Origin of the sequence: Arthrobacter crystallopoietes (genome assembly GCF_017603825.1) — a bacterium.
Classification (GTDB): Bacteria; Actinomycetota; Actinomycetes; order Actinomycetales; family Micrococcaceae; genus Crystallibacter; species Crystallibacter crystallopoietes_B.
The window spans coordinates 3,162,926-3,179,023 of the sequence record NZ_CP072014.1; the positions used below are offsets into that span (position 1 = coordinate 3,162,926).

The 16,098-nt window shown below is 64.5% G+C and carries 19 protein-coding genes; 10 read left to right on the forward strand and 9 right to left on the reverse strand.

All coding sequences use genetic code 11. The features are described 5' to 3' along the window. Nucleotides 1-4 precede the first annotated feature (4 nt). Nucleotides 5-748 carry an ABC transporter permease gene (locus tag J5251_RS14465; RefSeq protein ID WP_139003603.1) on the reverse strand — a complete coding sequence of 248 codons (744 nt, stop codon included), beginning with the start codon at nt 746-748 and terminating at the stop codon, nt 5-7. Next, on the reverse strand, nt 745-1,695 hold the full coding sequence (locus J5251_RS14470) for an ABC transporter ATP-binding protein (protein WP_208574387.1): 951 nt from the start codon (nt 1,693-1,695) through the stop codon (nt 745-747). Before J5251_RS14470 ends, J5251_RS14465 begins: the two co-directional genes overlap by 4 nt. A 128-nt stretch (nt 1,696-1,823) precedes the next feature. Here J5251_RS14470 and J5251_RS14475 point away from each other — a divergent pair, with 128 nt between their 5' ends. From J5251_RS14475 to J5251_RS14505, 7 genes are all read left to right on the forward strand, one after another. Continuing rightward, entirely contained in the window at nt 1,824-2,594 is a 771-nt protein-coding gene (locus tag J5251_RS14475; protein WP_208574389.1) for a helix-turn-helix transcriptional regulator, read from the forward strand. After that, nucleotides 2,594-4,078 carry a Fe-S cluster assembly protein SufB gene (gene sufB, locus J5251_RS14480; protein WP_139003804.1) on the forward strand — a complete coding sequence of 495 codons (1,485 nt, stop codon included), beginning with the start codon at nt 2,594-2,596 and terminating at the stop codon, nt 4,076-4,078. The genes J5251_RS14475 and sufB overlap by 1 nt, the downstream gene beginning before the upstream one ends. Next, the gene (gene sufD, locus J5251_RS14485) at nt 4,078-5,361 is read left to right on the forward strand and encodes a Fe-S cluster assembly protein SufD (protein ID WP_208574391.1); all 1,284 of its coding nucleotides are present in this window, start codon (nt 4,078-4,080) and stop codon (nt 5,359-5,361) included. Before sufB ends, sufD begins: the two co-directional genes overlap by 1 nt. Then, nucleotides 5,361-5,720, forward strand: coding sequence for a non-heme iron oxygenase ferredoxin subunit (locus J5251_RS14490; protein WP_208574393.1), 360 nt, complete (start codon nt 5,361-5,363; stop codon nt 5,718-5,720). Before sufD ends, J5251_RS14490 begins: the two co-directional genes overlap by 1 nt. 60 nt (nt 5,721-5,780) lie before the next feature. Continuing rightward, on the forward strand, nt 5,781-6,545 hold the full coding sequence (gene sufC / locus J5251_RS14495; protein WP_139003598.1) for a Fe-S cluster assembly ATPase SufC: 765 nt from the start codon (nt 5,781-5,783) through the stop codon (nt 6,543-6,545). A gap of 2 nt (nt 6,546-6,547) precedes the next feature. After that, nucleotides 6,548-6,877: a metal-sulfur cluster assembly factor gene (locus J5251_RS14500; protein ID WP_074702443.1), complete on the forward strand. Its 330-nt coding sequence runs from the start codon at nt 6,548-6,550 to the stop codon at nt 6,875-6,877. Nucleotides 6,878-7,012: 135 nt separating this feature from the next. Next, nucleotides 7,013-7,795, forward strand: coding sequence for a Pr6Pr family membrane protein (locus J5251_RS14505; RefSeq protein ID WP_208574395.1), 783 nt, complete (start codon nt 7,013-7,015; stop codon nt 7,793-7,795). A 5-nt stretch (nt 7,796-7,800) separates the two neighbouring features. On the opposite strand, the gene ypfJ is transcribed toward J5251_RS14505, so the two are convergent. The 4 genes from ypfJ to J5251_RS14525 are packed head-to-tail and all read right to left on the reverse strand — an operon-like array spanning nt 7,801 to nt 10,738. Further along, entirely contained in the window at nt 7,801-8,706 is a 906-nt protein-coding gene (gene ypfJ / locus J5251_RS14510; RefSeq protein WP_139003596.1) for a KPN_02809 family neutral zinc metallopeptidase, read from the reverse strand. Nucleotides 8,707-8,743: 37 nt separating this feature from the next. Further along, nucleotides 8,744-9,367, reverse strand: coding sequence for an energy-coupling factor transporter transmembrane component T (locus J5251_RS14515; RefSeq protein WP_139003595.1), 624 nt, complete (start codon nt 9,365-9,367; stop codon nt 8,744-8,746). After that, complete coding sequence (locus J5251_RS14520; protein ID WP_208574397.1) at nt 9,364-10,071, reverse strand: energy-coupling factor ABC transporter ATP-binding protein; 708 nt, start codon at nt 10,069-10,071, stop codon at nt 9,364-9,366. Before J5251_RS14520 ends, J5251_RS14515 begins: the two co-directional genes overlap by 4 nt. Nucleotide 10,072: 1 nt before the next feature. Then, nucleotides 10,073-10,738: a biotin transporter BioY gene (locus J5251_RS14525; RefSeq protein ID WP_139003593.1), complete on the reverse strand. Its 666-nt coding sequence runs from the start codon at nt 10,736-10,738 to the stop codon at nt 10,073-10,075. Nucleotides 10,739-10,923: 185 nt separating this feature from the next. On the opposite strand from J5251_RS14525, the gene abc-f reads away from it, so the two are divergent. Next, on the forward strand, nt 10,924-12,522 hold the full coding sequence (abc-f, locus tag J5251_RS14530; protein ID WP_139003592.1) for a ribosomal protection-like ABC-F family protein: 1,599 nt from the start codon (nt 10,924-10,926) through the stop codon (nt 12,520-12,522). Nucleotides 12,523-12,546: 24 nt separating this feature from the next. On the opposite strand, the gene J5251_RS14535 is transcribed toward abc-f, so the two are convergent. From J5251_RS14535 to J5251_RS20620, 3 genes are read right to left on the reverse strand one after another with little or no spacing between them, the layout of a single operon-like run. Next, entirely contained in the window at nt 12,547-13,440 is an 894-nt protein-coding gene (locus J5251_RS14535; RefSeq protein ID WP_208574399.1) for an SURF1 family cytochrome oxidase biogenesis protein, read from the reverse strand. A gap of 3 nt (nt 13,441-13,443) precedes the next feature. After that, nucleotides 13,444-13,692, reverse strand: coding sequence for a hypothetical protein (locus J5251_RS14540; RefSeq protein ID WP_431188525.1), 249 nt, complete (start codon nt 13,690-13,692; stop codon nt 13,444-13,446). Continuing rightward, a complete protein-coding gene (locus J5251_RS20620; protein ID WP_208574401.1) occupies nt 13,689-14,213 on the reverse strand; it encodes a DUF3099 domain-containing protein in 525 nt (174 codons plus the stop codon). The genes J5251_RS14540 and J5251_RS20620 overlap by 4 nt, the downstream gene beginning before the upstream one ends. Nucleotides 14,214-14,367: 154 nt before the next feature. On the opposite strand from J5251_RS20620, the gene J5251_RS14550 reads away from it, so the two are divergent. Beyond that, on the forward strand, nt 14,368-15,090 hold the full coding sequence (locus tag J5251_RS14550) for a beta-ketoacyl-ACP reductase (protein ID WP_139003589.1): 723 nt from the start codon (nt 14,368-14,370) through the stop codon (nt 15,088-15,090). Nucleotides 15,091-15,241: 151 nt separating this feature from the next. Further along, nucleotides 15,242-15,994, forward strand: a complete 753-nt coding sequence (locus J5251_RS14555; protein ID WP_139003588.1) for an SDR family oxidoreductase — start codon at nt 15,242-15,244, stop codon at nt 15,992-15,994. Nucleotides 15,995-16,098 lie beyond the last annotated feature (104 nt).

A 16,098-nucleotide genomic window follows, 5' to 3' on the forward strand; every position in this document is an offset into this window, starting at 1 on the left:
TAGGTCAGCTCCATTTAAACCAGCGGATAGCGGCGAGGCCGGCGAGCACCGTCCAGGCCAGCAGTACGATCGATGCCGTGAGGTTGAATTCAGCGTCCATCAGGGCGCTCCGCAGGGCATCTCCCAAGGCGCTCGAGGGCAGCAGTTGGGCCGCCGGCTCGTAAACATCGGGCCAGCTTGCCGCGGGGAACAGGAGCCCGCCGGCAGCGGCCAGCAGGACCCAGAGCAGGTTCGTGATGGCCAAGGTTGCTTCGGGCCGTGCCGTGCCGGCGATCAGAAGTCCCAGCGAGGTGAAAGCTCCGGCCCCCAGGATGAGCTGCACTGCCGCGGGCAGGATCCCGCCCGGTTCCGGGCTCCAGCCAAGCAGCAGGGCGGCCGTGCCGATGACGACCACCTGGATGGCGAGCACGGACAGGACAGCGATGACTTTGCCCAGGATCAGTCCGCTTTGCCCCAGCGGAGTGGTGGACAGGAATCGGAGCACCCCGTACCGCCGGTCGAAACCGGTGGCGATGCCTTGGCCGGTCAGCCCGGTCGATACCGCGCACAGCGCCAGCACCCCCGGAGCGGCCATATCGATCCGGCTATCGGTGAACTCGTCCAGCAAGGGCGTGATTGTCAGGCCGATCAGGGCCATGAGCGGGAGGATAACGGCGATCAGCAGCTGTTCGCCGTTGCGCAGCATGGTCATGGTTTCGTAACGGCCCTGTAGGAGGACCCGCCGGGCCAGAGAGGCAGGAGCGTTCACCGCAGCCCCTTCCCGGAGATGTCCAGAAACACGTCCTCCAGTGAGCGCGGGGCCATGTGGATCGCAGTAGGCATGATGTCCTGTTCTTCCCAGAACCTTGCCAATGCGGCAAGATCGGCCGGGGTCAGATTGCCCGCGACGGTGTACCGGCCGGGGACGGTCTCGTGGACGGACAGGCCTGCCAGGGCGGTGAGATCCAGTCCGGGGCGGGAGTCGAAGGTCAGCAGCCGTTCGACGCCGCTGCTTTCGTCGGTGGCCTTCGTCAGTTCGGCGACGGTGCCGTGCGCAACTGTTTTGCCGGCGTCGATAATAAAAACGTAGTCCGCGAGCCGCTGGGCATCGTCCATCAGGTGGGTTGTGAGGATAATGCCCAGACCCTCTGTCCGCAGTTCCTGGATGAGATCGAAAACGACCGCCCGGGACTGCGGATCCAGTCCGGCGCTGGGCTCGTCGAGGAAGAGGACCTCGGGGTTTCCGACCAGTGCCGCGGCGAGGGCAACGCGCTGTTTCTGGCCGCCGGAAAGCCGCCGCACGGGAGTGTTCCCGAAGTTGTCGATACCCAGTCGCCTGACCAGCGCATCCACATCGCGGGGGCTGCGGTACATGCCTGCGACGTGCCGGAGCAGCGGGATGGGGCGGATGGCCTGGGGCAGGCCGCCCTCCTGGAGCATGACCCCCACGCGGCTGCGCAATTCGGCGCCGGCTTCATGCGGGTCCTGGCCGAGCAGGCACACGGTTCCGCCGTTCGGCCGGGTCAGGCCCTGGGCGCATTCAAGGGTGGTGGTCTTGCCGGCCCCGTTGGCACCGAGCAGGGCCGTTACCTGGCCGGGATAGGCGCGCAGATGTACGCCGTCGATAACCCTGACCATCTTGCCGTCGAGAGCTGCTACCGGCCCAAGATCTTTAACGAGCCCCTGGATATCGAGGCACGGTTCGGTGTTAGGCACCAGATCATTCTACGTGATGTAGAGATGGCCGCGGGTGGTGCAGCCAACCACCCTGCACGGCTGGAAGGCTAAGGCCAGCCTTACTGGAGGCCGGGAACATAATAAGTCATGATTGTGTTGTGTATTCCATGAACAACTCTGCTGTTTCGCGCGCCCAGGCCGCGGAATCCGAGGAGCGTACCCGGGACCGGGTGCTGAGCGCAGTCCTGGAACACGGTCCCGTCAGTGCCGCTGAGCTCGGCGATCGCCTCGGCTTCACGCCGGCCGCGGTCCGCCGCCACCTCGATGCCCTGTCCCGCGGCGGCCTCATCGAGGTCAAAATGGTGGCCAATTCCGCCACCGGCGCCGGGCGGCCGGCTCGCAAATACGTCCTCAGCCGGCAGGGCCAGTCGAAACTGGGCAATGACTATCTTGACATAGCACGCGGGGCGCTCAGTGTGCTGGGCAGCATTGCCGGCCCGGACGCCGTAACGGAGTTCGCACGCCAACGTTACGAAGACATGGAACGGCGGTACCGTCCCGTGGTCGAAGCTGCCGGGGAGTCCGTCGAGGCGCGGGCCGAGGCATTGGCGAAGGCCCTGAATGAGGACGGCTTTGTCGGGTCCACCACGGTGGTGGGCGCCAAGGCCGCGCACAGCACCATGCTGGCGGTCCAGCTGTGCCAGGGGCACTGCCCCGTCCAGCAGTTGGCCGCTGATTTCCCTGTCTTTTGCGACAGTGAAACCGAAGTTTTCTCCCGCCTGCTGGGGGTAGACGTCAGGCGTCTGTCCACACTGGCCAGCGGGGGACATGTTTGTACGACCCATATCCCAGTGGGCCGAACAAAGTCTGCGGTCCGGGATTCCGGACCGACGGCAGGCACCAGAAGAGTATCCATCAATCTGCAAGAGAGGCCGTGATGACGGACCAAGTGGATCAGCGAGTCCAGGATGCCGTCGGTAGCACCGACGTGCCGGACACCACCATTTCCGAAATTCTTGAGAAAAACCCCGAGCTGCACGGCATCGGCAACTATGAATATGGCTGGGCTGATAAAAACGACGCCGGCGCCAACGCACGCCGCGGGCTGAATGAAGAGGTTGTCCGCGACATTTCGGCCAAGAAGAGCGAGCCGGAGTGGATGCTCGATCTGCGGCTGAAGGGCTTGAAGTACTTCGACCGCAAGCCGATGCCGACCTGGGGCGCGGACCTTTCCGGCATCGACTTCGACAACATCAAGTACTTTGTCCGGTCCACCGAAAAGCAGGCCAAGACCTGGGAAGACCTTCCCGAGGACATCCGTAACACGTATGAAAAGCTCGGCATTCCCGAGGCCGAGCGTGAACGTCTGGTCTCCGGCGTCGCCGCCCAGTACGAATCCGAGGTTGTCTACCACCAGCTCCGCGAGGACCTGGAAGCCCAGGGCGTCATCTTCCTGGACACGGACACCGGACTGAAGGAACACCCGGAGATCTTCGAAGAGTACTTCGGCTCTGTCATCCCGGTGGGCGACAACAAGTTCGCTTCGCTGAACACCGCAGTCTGGTCCGGCGGATCTTTTGTTTACGTCCCCAAGGGCGTCCACGTCGAAATCCCGCTGCAGGCCTACTTCCGCATCAACACGGAAAACATGGGCCAGTTCGAGCGCACGCTGATTATTGCCGACGAGGACTCCTACGTCCACTACATTGAAGGCTGCACCGCCCCGATCTACACGTCGGACTCGCTGCACTCCGCCGTCGTCGAAATCATTGTGAAGAAGGGCGCACGCGTCCGCTACACGACTATCCAGAACTGGTCCAACAACGTGTACAACCTGGTCACCAAGCGTGCCATTGCACACGAGGGCGCCACGATGGAATGGATCGACGGCAACATCGGCTCCAAGGTCACCATGAAGTACCCGGCCGTGTACATGGTCGGCGAACACGCCAAGGGCGAGACGCTGTCGATCGCCTTCGCCGGCGAGGGCCAGCACCAGGACACCGGTTCCAAAATGGTCCACCTCGCACCGAACACCTCCAGCGCCATCGTGGCCAAGTCCGTGGCCCGCGGAGGCGGCCGTTCGGCGTACCGCGGCCTGGTCCAGGTCCGCGAAGGTGCCAAGAACTCGAAGAACAGCGTCGTCTGCGATGCGCTGCTGGTGGATACCATCTCGCGCTCGGACACGTACCCGTACATCGACGTCCGTGAGGACGACGTGACCATGGGCCATGAGGCAACAGTGTCCCGTGTCAGCGAAGAGCAGCTGTTCTACCTGATGTCGCGCGGCCTGGCCGAAGACGAAGCCATGGCCATGATCGTGCGCGGCTTCATCGAGCCGATCGCTCGCGAACTGCCGATGGAATACGCGCTTGAGCTGAACCGCTTGATCGAACTGCAAATGGAAGGATCCGTAGGTTAATGACTGAGATCACTGAAAAAGCAAGGATCGGTGCTCCGGCCATTGACGGCTTCACCGAAGAGGGCGAAAACCTCTCACCGGCGAACCCGGATAAATCCCCGCTGGCAGGCGCCAGCGCCAAGAGTCACAGCCATGGCGGCGGCGTAGGCGTTCCGGACAGTTCCCGCGCCGGCCGGCTGACTTCGTACAAGGTCGAGGATTTTCCTGTCCTGACCGGACGCGAAGAAGACTGGCGCTTCACCCCGCTCAAGCGGCTGCGTGGACTGCACACCCAGGCGCTGACCGGCGCAGCGCCCACCGTTGCCGTCACCGGTCCAGAAGGTGCCGAGCGTCCGGCCGGCATCACGGTGGAAACCGTGGGCCGCGAGGACTCCCGCATCGGCAGCGCCGGCATCCCGGAGGACCGCGTTTCCGCGGCGGCCTGGGAAGCCTTCAGCGACGCCACCGTGGTGACCATCCCGGCCGAGGCCAGCATCGAAACCGCCGTCGGCATCTCGGTGACCGGCAGCAGCAAGGACCCGTCCGCGCAGCACATCGTGATCGTCGCGGAGAAATTCTCCAAGGCTGTTGTCGTGCTGGACCACAAGGGCAGCGCCACCGTCTCCCAGAACGTCGAGATCGACGTGCAGGACGGCGCGGACCTGACCGTGGTATCCGTCCAGGAATGGGACGACGACGCCGTGCACGCCTCCTCGCAGCAGGCCAAGGTCGGCCGTGACGCGAAGTTCAAGCACGTCGTGGTCAGCCTTGGCGGCGACCTGGTCCGTGTCACGCCGTCCGCACGGCTGAAGCAGACCGGTTCCGTCGTCGAAATGTTCGGACTCTACTTCGCCGACGCCGGCCAGCACCTGGAGCAGCGCCTGTTCGTCGACCACGCAGTGCCGAACTGCAAGTCGCGCGTGCTGTACAAGGGTGCCCTGCAGGGCGAGAACGCGCACACCGTGTGGGTTGGCGACGTTCTGATCCGCAAGGAAGCCGAAGGAACCGACAGCTACGAGGCCAACCGAAACCTGGTCCTCAGCGACGGTGCCCGGGCGGACTCGGTGCCGAACCTCGAGATCGAGACGGGCCTGATCGACGGCGCCGGCCATGCCAGCACCACCGGCCGTTTCGACGACGAGCACCTGTTCTACCTGATGGCCCGCGGCATCGACGAGAAGACCGCCCGCCGTCTGGTGGTACGAGGCTTCCTGAACGAGATCATCCAGCAGATCAAGGTTCCGGCACTCGAAGAGCGCCTGACCGATGCTGTTGAGCGGGAACTGGCGGCAGGGAACTTCTGATGTCCGAAGCTCCACGCGGCAAGCTGGTGTGCAGGGCCTCCGACATACAGGTGAAGGCGGCGCTGCGCATCCTGGTCGACGACTATCCGGTCGCCATCGTCCGGGACTCCGAGGGCGGACTCCATGCACTGGGGGACACCTGCTCGCATGAGGACTATTCACTGTCCGAGGGCGATGTCGAAGACGGCACCATCGAATGCTGGGGCCACGGCTCGCAGTTCGACCTGCGCAGCGGCCAACCGCTGAGCCTGCCGGCCTTCGAGCCGGTGCCGGTCTTCGCGTTGGAGCTGGACGGCGACGATGTGTACGTCGACGTCACCACGGTCACCAACGGAGCTCCCGCTCCGGATTTGCACTAAGAACTTTACGAACTTCACACCGCGGCCGGACCGAACGGCTGCAGAGGAGAAAGCAGACAGATGTCTACTCTGGAAATCAAGGACCTGCACGTCAGCATCGAGACTGAGCAGGGCAAGAAGGAAATCCTCAAGGGCGTGTCCCTGACGATCAAAACCGGCGAGATCCACGCCATCATGGGCCCCAACGGTTCGGGCAAGTCCACGCTGGCCTCCACCATCGCCGGGCACCCGCGCTACACCGTGGACTCCGGTTCCATCACCCTGGACGGCGAAGACGTGCTGGAGATGAGCGTGGATGAGCGCGCCCGCGCCGGTCTCTTCCTGGCCATGCAGTACCCGGTCGAGGTGCCCGGCGTAACCATGACCAACTTCCTGCGCACGGCCAAGACCGCCCTGGACGGCGAAGCTCCCAAGCTGCGCACCTGGACCAAGGACGTCAAGGAAGCCATGAGCCAGCTGCGCATCGATGCTGACTTCGCCCAGCGCAACGTCAACGAAGGCTTCTCCGGCGGCGAGAAGAAGCGCGTGGAGATCCTGCAGCTCGAACTCTTCAAGCCGAAGTTCGCCATCATGGACGAGACAGACTCCGGCCTGGACGTCGACGCGCTGAAGGTTGTCTCCGAAGGCCACAACCGTGTGCACGAAACCGGAGCGATGGGCACCCTGCTCATCACCCACTACACGCGCATCCTGCGCTACATCAAGCCTGACTTCGTCCACGTGTTCGTCGACGGACGCATCGCCGAGGAGGGCGGCCCCGAGCTGGCCGACCGTCTGGAAGAAGAAGGCTACGACCGTTTCCTGCCAACTGCAGCAAAGGCCTGATCATGACCGAAGCCAACATTTCGCAGACCTCTCTCGAGGATGTTGAAGAGGCCCTGAAAGACGTCATTGACCCGGAGCTCGGCGTCAATATCGTGGACCTGGGCCTGCTCTACGGACTGAAGTACGCCGAGGACGGCGCCCTGCTGATCGATATGACCCTGACCACTGCTGCCTGCCCGCTGACGGATGTCATCGAGGAGCAGACTGCCCAGGCGCTGGACGGCGTTGTCGATGACTGGCGGCTGAACTGGGTATGGATGCCGCCGTGGGGTCCGGAAAAGATTACCGACGATGGCCGCGACCAGATGCGCGCGCTCGGCTTCAACATCTAACCAGCCTCGTTGCTGATGGGCGGACTTCCCTGCGGGAAGTTCCACGCGACGGAGGGCCGGGGACCGGAAACGGGGTCCCCGGCCCTCCGTCGGTTAATCCCCCGCTGGCGTAACTTCGGCGCTAGCATCAAGGTTATGGGTGAAGTCGCCGTGACCAGGTCCGCCAGCGGGCGGTACGACGAAGTTTTCGTGGCACGCATGTACCACGGGGTGGTGGCACTGGCCGCTGTCCTCGGCCTGGTGCTCCAAATAATCGCCATGCTCGAATCGCCCGCTTACGCCCTTGAACCGGCCCACCAGTGGTGGAACTATCTGGGCTACTTCAGTGTCCAGGCAAGTGTGCTGGTCTTCATTGTCTCCCTGAGCCTGCTGATGGACTCTGCCCGCGAGGCGGGTCCGGTCTGGCGAGCCGTGCGTGCGGTCTCCCTGATAGCCGTCCTGCTCGTTTTCCTGTTCCAGTTCACGGCGTTCAGGGGACTGCCGGACTTTACCGCGCTCAGCAGCACGGCGGTCATGGCCGACCGGATGTTGAACTATGCGGTCCCGGTGCTGGCCGTGACCGGATGGCTCATCTTCGGCCCGCGCCCACGGATCGGCCTGCAGACCATAGTCTGGTCACTGCTGTATCCCGCCGCCTGGCTCATCGGTAGTCTCGTCCGCGGTGCCGCCGCCGGCTGGTACCCCTACCCTCCGCTCGATGCCGGGGTCAACCCGCTTCCCGCCGTCGTTGTTAACGGCCTTTTGCTGCTCCTGATCTGGCTGGGGGCCGGGTTCCTCTTTCTGCTCCTGGACGCCCGGATGGGACGGGAGCCCGACGGCTACATCCCCGGTTTTGGTCCCGACGACGGTTCCGGCACCGATGAGGACGGTGTCACCGACGGCAGGAAGATTGGACCCGGCGAACCGCCGACGGGCTGAAGCTGCTACGAAGGGGTGTCCAGGTCGGCGGCGCTGAAGGTATCGCACTGTGCAGGATCGCCGGTCTCGTAGCCCTGGACAAACCATGCCTGCCGCTGGTCGCTGGAGCCGTGTGTAAAGGTGTGGGGGTTGACCTGGCCGGTACTGGCCTGCTGGATCCGGTCATCGCCGACGGCGGCAGCCGCCGAAAGCGCGTCCCGCAGGTCGTCCCGGCCGATGGGCTGCATGAAAGGGCGGCCGGTCGTCTCGTCGATCTGCTCGGTGGCGTTGCCGGCCCAGACACCCGCATAACAGTCTGCCTGCAGCTCGACCCTGACGGCGCCGGAAGCGGCTCCTTGGGGATCCTGCTGCGAGTAATTGATGGCGCCGGTCAGATTCTGGATATGGTGTCCGAACTCGTGCGCCACCACGTATTCTTCGGCCAGCGGGCCCTCGGCCGCACCCAGCTGGTCGGTCAGCTGGTCAAAGAAGCCGGTGTCGAAATAGGCAGTGGTATCGGCCGGGCAGTAAAACGGTCCGACGGCGCTGGAGGCCGTGCCGCAGCCGGTACTGACCTGGCCGTCAAAAAGCACCACGGACGGCCGCGGGTACGTCATGTTGAAGCGGGGGAGTTCCTCGCCCCAGAACCGGTTCAGACTATTGACCGTGCCCACTACACGGCAGTCGCGGCGGGTGTTGGCGTCCTGGCCGGTCTCGCACTGGGCCGAAATACTCTCCGGGCCAGTGGCCTCCTGCTGCACTGAAGTGCCGGAGCCGAGTCCGAGCCCCTGCAACAGCTCCGGTGGAACCCCCAGCAGCGAGGCGATGAGCACCACCAGTCCGCCGCCGCCGATGGCGATCTTGCCGCCCATGCCACCCCGCCGGTCCTGGACTTGGGACGTATCCAGCCTGGAGCCCTGATTGAAACTCATGGGCTTAGAATAGCGCCGCTGGCCGTCGGTAGCGGCGCTATTGCTCCTTTTCCCCGAGTCCGCGTGCGGCCAGGGCGTCCCCAGTCTGCCGGGCATAAGCCACCGCGCCGATGATGACGGGCTGCACGATGGCGCGTGGGGAAGATCCAAGACCGCGGGCCTTGGCCGCATCCCGGACATCGTGCAGGGACCCGAGGAGGTACGGGATGCTCCGCAGCATCAATGAGATGGTCAGGGCGAAACGCTCGGGATCGGCGCCGAACCGCCGCAGGGGGGTTACGGCCGCAACCAGCCCGTCGAGCAGCCGCTGCGTCTCTGTGGTGGAAGTCAGCAGATTGGCCGCATAGATGCAGGTCAGCAGGGCGGCCACCACGGCCAGGGCTCCGGCCGGCGAGTCGACCCACCAGCGGTAGGCAACCACCACCAGAAGGAAAAGCCACATAGCGCGCAGCGGGGTCGCCAGCTTCCGGACCGGAAGCCCCGCGGCCACATGCAGGACAACGACGACGGCCAGAACCGCCGTGCGGGGAAGGGCGCCGGGGAGGGCCAGCACCGAGATGCCGGCCGCGGCAAGCAGCAGGAATTTCAGCAGCAGCGGCGCCCGATGCAGCCAGCTCCGCCCGGGTACGTAGGCGCTGATCAGGTGGGCCCGGCCTCTCACGGCGTTGGCTCCCGTATGCCGGCGCAAAGCTTGCGGTAAAAGTCCACGGCTGTGGGTGGATCGCCGTCGTAAACCACTGTGCCCGAGTCCACAACGAGCGTGCGTTCACTGTCCCGGGCCAATTCCAGGTCATGGGTGGCCAGGATGATCTGCTGCGGCAGCGCGGCCAGCCGGTCCCGCAGCAGCAGCGTGTTCTTCAAATCAAGCAGGGTGGAGGGCTCGTCCAGCACCAGCACATCCGGAGCCACTGCCAGCACGCTGGCCAGGGCAGCCAGTTGACGCTCCCCGCCGGAGAGCTGGTAGATGCTCTGGTCGGCCAAGGCGGCGAGGCCGAAGCCGATCAGGATTTCCATTGCCGCGTTCCGGCGGTCGGTACGGTTGCGGTGGATCCGCCGCAACGACAGTTCGACGTCCTCGAGCGGCGTGGGCATGACTAGCTGGGACAGAGGGTCGGTGAAGACAAAAGCGACTTTCCGACGTACAGCGGCCCCGTGTCTGGCCGTATCACGGCCGCCCACATCCACGGTTCCGGCGTCGGGGAGGACCAGGCCGTTGATCAGTTTGAGCAGGGTCGATTTACCGGAGCCGTTGGCGCCGATAATGCTGATGCGCTGCTCCCCGAGCGCCAAATGCGGCACGGAAAGGATCGGTGCTGCGTCTTCGGCGAAGTCGGGACGGACCAGGACGTCGCGGAACTTGATCATGTCAGCGTGGCCGGCGAAGCAGATCAGGGAAGGCTTTGTGGATGCCGACGGCGATTGCAGCCGCCGCGGCGTTCTTGACCAGATCCCCGGGGACGAACGGCAGGTCGGCAACCAGCGCAGCGCCGAAGGCCAGCTGGCCGTTGAGCATCATGCCGGCGATCCCGCACAGATGCGTCAGGACCGTGCCTGCTGTGGCCGCCGCGAACAACCACAGCGTGGTCACCGTGGTCAGCTTGCGGACCCGCCGGAGCGCCGGCCGCGCCAGCACTCCGATGAGCGCAGCCGCGAAGGGGAAGGAAAGCAGGTAGCCGGCCGAACCCATCGCCAGCACGCCCAGACCGCCCTGGTAGCCGGCGAAAATGGGCAGGCCGACCAGGCCAAGCAGAACATACAATCCCACCGCGGCGAACGCGCGGGCGCCGCCGAGGACGAGTCCGGCCAAGGCAACCACCATGGTCTGGAGCGTTATGGGCACACCGAGAATGTTGCCGGCCGGGATCGGGGGAACGGCAATCGATGCGGCAGTCAGGGCGGCGAAGACGCCGATGAGAGCCAGGTCGGTGCCGTTCCAGGAGCGGCGGCGCGCCGGGCTTTCGTCGGCAGCGGGGGAGCCGCCGACAATACCGGAGGTTGCGGGGTTCCGATGGTGGGCGGACTGCTTCGACATTGAAAGCTCCTTCTGTGGCATGAGGACAACATGTCTGTCCTCAGCTAACGAGAATAGCGCCTGCGAAGCGGGGAACGGTTGTAGGTTTCCTCCGAAGTCATACGGGCCGGTAGACTGGAAAGGCTGATTTCTGCAGCATCTTGTACTGCATATTCCCTTATATCCCCTTTGGAGAGGTCCCACCTGTGATTACCGTTAATGATCTTGAGCTGCGCGCTGGAGCCCGTCTGCTCATGGACGCGGTGTCATTCCGTGTGGACAAGGGCGACAAGATCGGGCTGGTAGGCCGCAACGGAGCAGGCAAAACGACCCTGACCCGGGTTCTCGCCGGCGAGGGCATTCCGGCAGCAGGCCAGGTCACCCGTAGCGGAGATATTGGCTACCTGCCGCAGGACCCACGGACACCGAACATGGACCAGTTGGCACGAGACCGGATTCTTTCTGCCCGCGGACTGGATATCGTCTCCGGCAAGCTACGCGCCGCGCAGGCCGACATGGCCAGCGAGAATCCGGACGTCCAGGCCAAGGCCATGCGCAGCTACGACCGGCTCGAAGCCGAGTTCCTTGCGGGTGGCGGCTATGCTGCGGAGGCGGAGGCGGCCGCGATTTCCTCCAACCTCGCGCTGCCGGAGCGGATCCTGAACCAGCCGCTCAAAACCCTTTCCGGCGGCCAGCGCCGCCGTGTTGAACTGGCCCGCATCCTGTACTCCGGCGCCGACACCATGCTGCTGGATGAGCCCACTAACCACCTGGACGCCGATTCCATCAGCTGGCTTCGCGAGTTCCTGAAGAACCATCACGGCGGACTGATCGTAATCAGCCACGACACCGAGCTGCTCGAAGCCACCGTCAACAAGGTCTTCCTGCTCGATGCCAACCGCGCGACCATCGACATCTACAACATGAACTGGAAGCGCTACCAGCTGCAGCGCGAAACCGATGAGCGCGCCCGCAAGCGTGAGCGTGCGAATGCGGAGAAGAAGGCTGGGGTCCTGATGGACCAGGCCAACAAGATGCGTGCCAAGGCCACCAAGGCCGTTGCAGCGCAGAACATGGCCAAGCGGGCCGAGCGGCTGCTCAGCGGACTGGATGCCGTGCGTGCCAGCGACAAGGTCGCGGCGCTGCGTTTCCCGGACCCGTCTCCCTGTGGCAAGACCCCGATGACGGCTGAGGGACTGAGCAAGTCCTATGGCTCATTGGAAATCTTCACCGATGTGGACCTGGCGATTGACCGCGGTTCCAGGGTTGTGATTCTCGGACTGAACGGTGCGGGTAAGACCACACTGCTGCGGATGCTCGCCGGGGTGGATTCACCGGACACCGGCGAAGTCATTCCCGGGCACGGGCTGAAGATCGGCTACTACGCGCAGGAGCATGAAACGCTCGATACCGAACGCAGCGTGCTGGAAAACATGCGCACGGCTGCCCCGGATCTGCAGGACGCCGAAGTCCGCAACATCCTGGGCTCGTTCCTGTTCTCCGGCGACGACGTCAACAAGCCTGCCGGCGTACTCTCCGGCGGGGAGAAGACCCGTTTGGCGCTGGCCACCATTGTTGCGTCCTCGGCCAACGTACTGCTGCTCGACGAGCCCACCAACAACCTCGATCCTGCCAGCCGCGCCGAGATCCTGGGCGCGCTGCGCAACTATAGCGGCGCGGTGGTCATGGTAAGCCACGACGAGGGGGCAGTGGAAGCGCTGAACCCCGAGCGCGTTGTCCTGCTGCCCGATGGCGTGGAGGACCTCTGGAACGAGAGCTACCTGGACCTGGTCACGCTCGCGTAGCGCTGACGGCTGCTGGCGGCGGGCTCAGTCCCGCTCGCTCAGCAGGGAGCCATCCGTGCGGAATCCCTGGGCGTCCAGCACGGCGTCTTCTTCTTCTTCGGCGCTGGGACGCTTGCGGGAACGCTTCTGCGCGGCCGGCCGCGGAGCGGGATTGGCCTCGTGATAGCCCGCTTCTTCATCTTCCTCCTGCAGCCGGTCCATTATTGCCTGCTGCCGGGCGGCATAGCCGTAGCCGACGAAGAACAGCACACCGAAGGCGTACCACTGCATGGAGTAGGACAGGTGCGGGCCCTCATCGATCGCCGGCTTGGGCATGAGGACGGGACGCTCAGCGGGGGCGGGATTTTCCGCCGCCATCAAGCCGTAGCCGCCCGTGAAGACCGGGTAGTCCAGCTCGGCTGCATACTCGTCCAACTGGATCGATGCCAGTTGCCCCTCCGGAGCACCGCGGTCCACTGATGACTCACCCGGCTTAACCCGTGCGACGACGGTGACATCACCCTCCGGGGCTGCCGGAACCGTATCTGGGCGGCCGGCCACATTATTGCCAATGGGCAACCAGCCGCGGTTGACAATGACCGCCGGCCCCGAGACCAGCTTCAATGGGACTAGGACCTCGTATCCGGGTCGGCCGTTGAGTGGGCGGTTGCGCACCACCCGCTGGCCAGCTTCGTCGTACTCGCCACGCAGGACCACGGGCGTCCACTCATCGGCGTCGTCGGCTTCGGCGAAGATATCCGGCACGGTCTCAAAATCGACAGGGTCGGCGTCGTAATTGGATTCAATCGCGGTAACAACGTCGTGGGCCTGGTCCCTGCGGTCCATCTGCCAGTTGCCCAGGAGAACACAGACGGAAGCGAGCAACGCGACCAGAAGGAGCCAGCCCAGCCACTTCGCGCTGAATAGAAAACGGTACATCAGCTAGCTTCCCTCTACCGGAGCGGCCAGTGGCTGGGTATCGCACCACAGCCCGCGCAGCTTGAGATAGTCCTCCAGCCAGCCGCGGTGGTCTTCGCAGGCCAGCCAGATCTTCCGCCGTTCGGGCGTGTGGATTTTCGGGTTGTTCCACCTCACCTGCCAGTCCGCGGCAGCGCGGCAGCCCTTTCTGGAACACACCGTCTCAGCCGGCATTGGCTGCCCGCCCCCGGACAGCTGGTCAAAAATACTCACGCGGCGCTTTCGTCCTTCCGGCGCTTCGTCACCGGGCTCAGATTGCCCTCGAAGACCTCATAGCTGTCATGAACCGGTGCGGCAGGTCCCGCACGCCGGTGAACCGTTTCCGAGCCGGTTGCCCGTTCCGGTCCTTCGCCGGGTGCGGACGTGCCTGCTTCCTGTTCCTCATCCACGATCTCGCCGGGCACCACCACGGGTTCCGCGGCCTTCGCAGCGGCTTCCGCAGATTCCAGTTCGCCGGCGGGTGCATGGTCCAGCAACGCATCGCTGTGCTTGAGATTGCTCTGGTCGCTGCCACCATTGGCAATGACGACCGCGATCCAAGGCAGGAAGACTGCTCCGGCCACAAAGAGCCATCTGGCCCAGCCGTCGATGAAAAAGAACAGCAGAAGGCAGGCCAAGCGGATTCCCATCGCAAGGGAATACTTGACCATCCGACGGTGCATCTCGTCCGTGTGGCTTTCGGGGACATCCGTAATGCTGAGGACTTCCCGATCATCATCTGGCTGCTTATTCATCACGCTCCATAGACCCACTTCAATTCTCCCACGTGCCGGAACCCAGACGAAGTCCGTGGCCGGGATGGCTGGGATGGCCATGGTCACATGCGGGCCCGCAGCCGGCAGAGGGCTAGGATTCTTTAGAAATAAACCGCGTTCAACGGAGGTAAATGTGAGCAACGAACAGCAGACCGGGCGAAGCGTCCTGGTCACGGGCGGCAACCGCGGGATCGGCTTGGCCATTGCCAAGTCCTTCCTGGCCAACGGCGATAAGGTAGCCATCACCTATCGTAGCGGTGACGTTCCCGAGGGTCTGCTGGGCGTCAAGGCCGACGTCACCGATACCGCCTCCCTTGACGCAGCTTTCACAGAGGTTGAGGCCGCCCATGGTCCGGTAGAAGTAGTTGTGGCAAATGCCGGCATCACCCGCGACACGCTGCTGCTGCGGATGAGCGAGGACGATTTTACCGATGTCGTGGACACGAACCTTGGCGGCGCCTTCCGCGTCATCAAACGGGCCTCCAAGGGCATGATCCGGCTGCGCAAGGGCCGCGTTGTCCTGATCTCCTCCGTTGTCGGCCTGTACGGTTCCCCCGGCCAGATCAACTACGCAGCGTCAAAGTCCGGCCTGGTCGGCATGGCGCGGTCGCTGACCCGCGAGCTCGGTTCGCGCGGCATCACCGCCAACGTGGTGGCCCCCGGGTTCGTCAATACGGACATGACGGCCGAACTGCCCGAGGATACCCAGAAGAGCTATCTTGCCAGCATTCCTGCCGGCCGCTTCGCCGAACCGGAGGAGGTGGCCAATGTGGTCCGCTGGATCGCCAGCGACGAGGCCGCCTACATCTCCGGCGCCGTCATCCCCGTTGACGGCGGCCTCGGCATGGGGCATTAGCAGCGGCCAGGCGGCTTCGGCTGCAGTTTGTCGGTTTCCTACAACAGGTCCGGCTTCACGTACTGGCAGTATGGAAGCAGACAACCATTACCGTTAAGCGTTTCCTACAAGGAAGCGCAGGGGAGTCCCCCGCAAAAATTGAGGAGCAGCCATGGGTGCACTGGAAGGCAAGTCGGCCATCGTGACGGGATCGTCCCGCGGGATCGGCGCAGACGTAGCGAAGAACCTCGCCGCAGAAGGCGCTTCCGTGGTCATCAACTACCGCCAGAAGGCGCCGCGTGCCAACAAGGTAGTCACGCAGATCGAAGAAGCCGGCGGCCGCGCTGTGGCGGTCGGGGCGGACCTCACCGTGCCGGAAGGCGCGCAGGCGCTGGTCGACGCGGCCAAGGAAAACTTCGGCGGACTGGACCTGCTGGTCCTCAATGCGTCCGGCGGCATGGAAACCGGACTGGGTGAGGACTACGCCATGCGCCTGAACCGCGACGCCCAGGTGAACATGCTCAGGGCCGCCGTGGACGTCATGCCCTCGGGTTCGCGAGTCGTCTTCGTCACCAGCCACCAGGCACACTTCATCGACACTGTCCCCACGATGCCCGAGTATGAGCCGGTGGCCCGGAGCAAGCGGGCCGGCGAGGACGCCTTGCGGGCCGAACTGCCGGCGCTGGCGGAAAAGGGCATCTCGCTGGTAGTCGTCTCCGGCGACATGATCGAAGGCACAGTGACCGCTACTCTGCTGGACCGCGCGGCACCCGGGGCCATCGAGGCCCGTCGCGAGGCGGCGGGCAAGCTGTATTCGGTCGAGGAGTTTGCCGTGGAGATTGCCAGGATGGCGACGGCGGACGTTCCTTCCGGGCACACGGAGCTGGTCGGCGGAGCCGACTGGTTCCAGAACGCCCAAGCCTGAGTCCCTCCACCGGAACCTGAGCCGGCGGCTGCAGCGGAATACTTCCGCGGCAGCCGCCGGCCGTTTAAACTGATTCCCAGGCAGTCCCGCAGGCGAGACCCCGA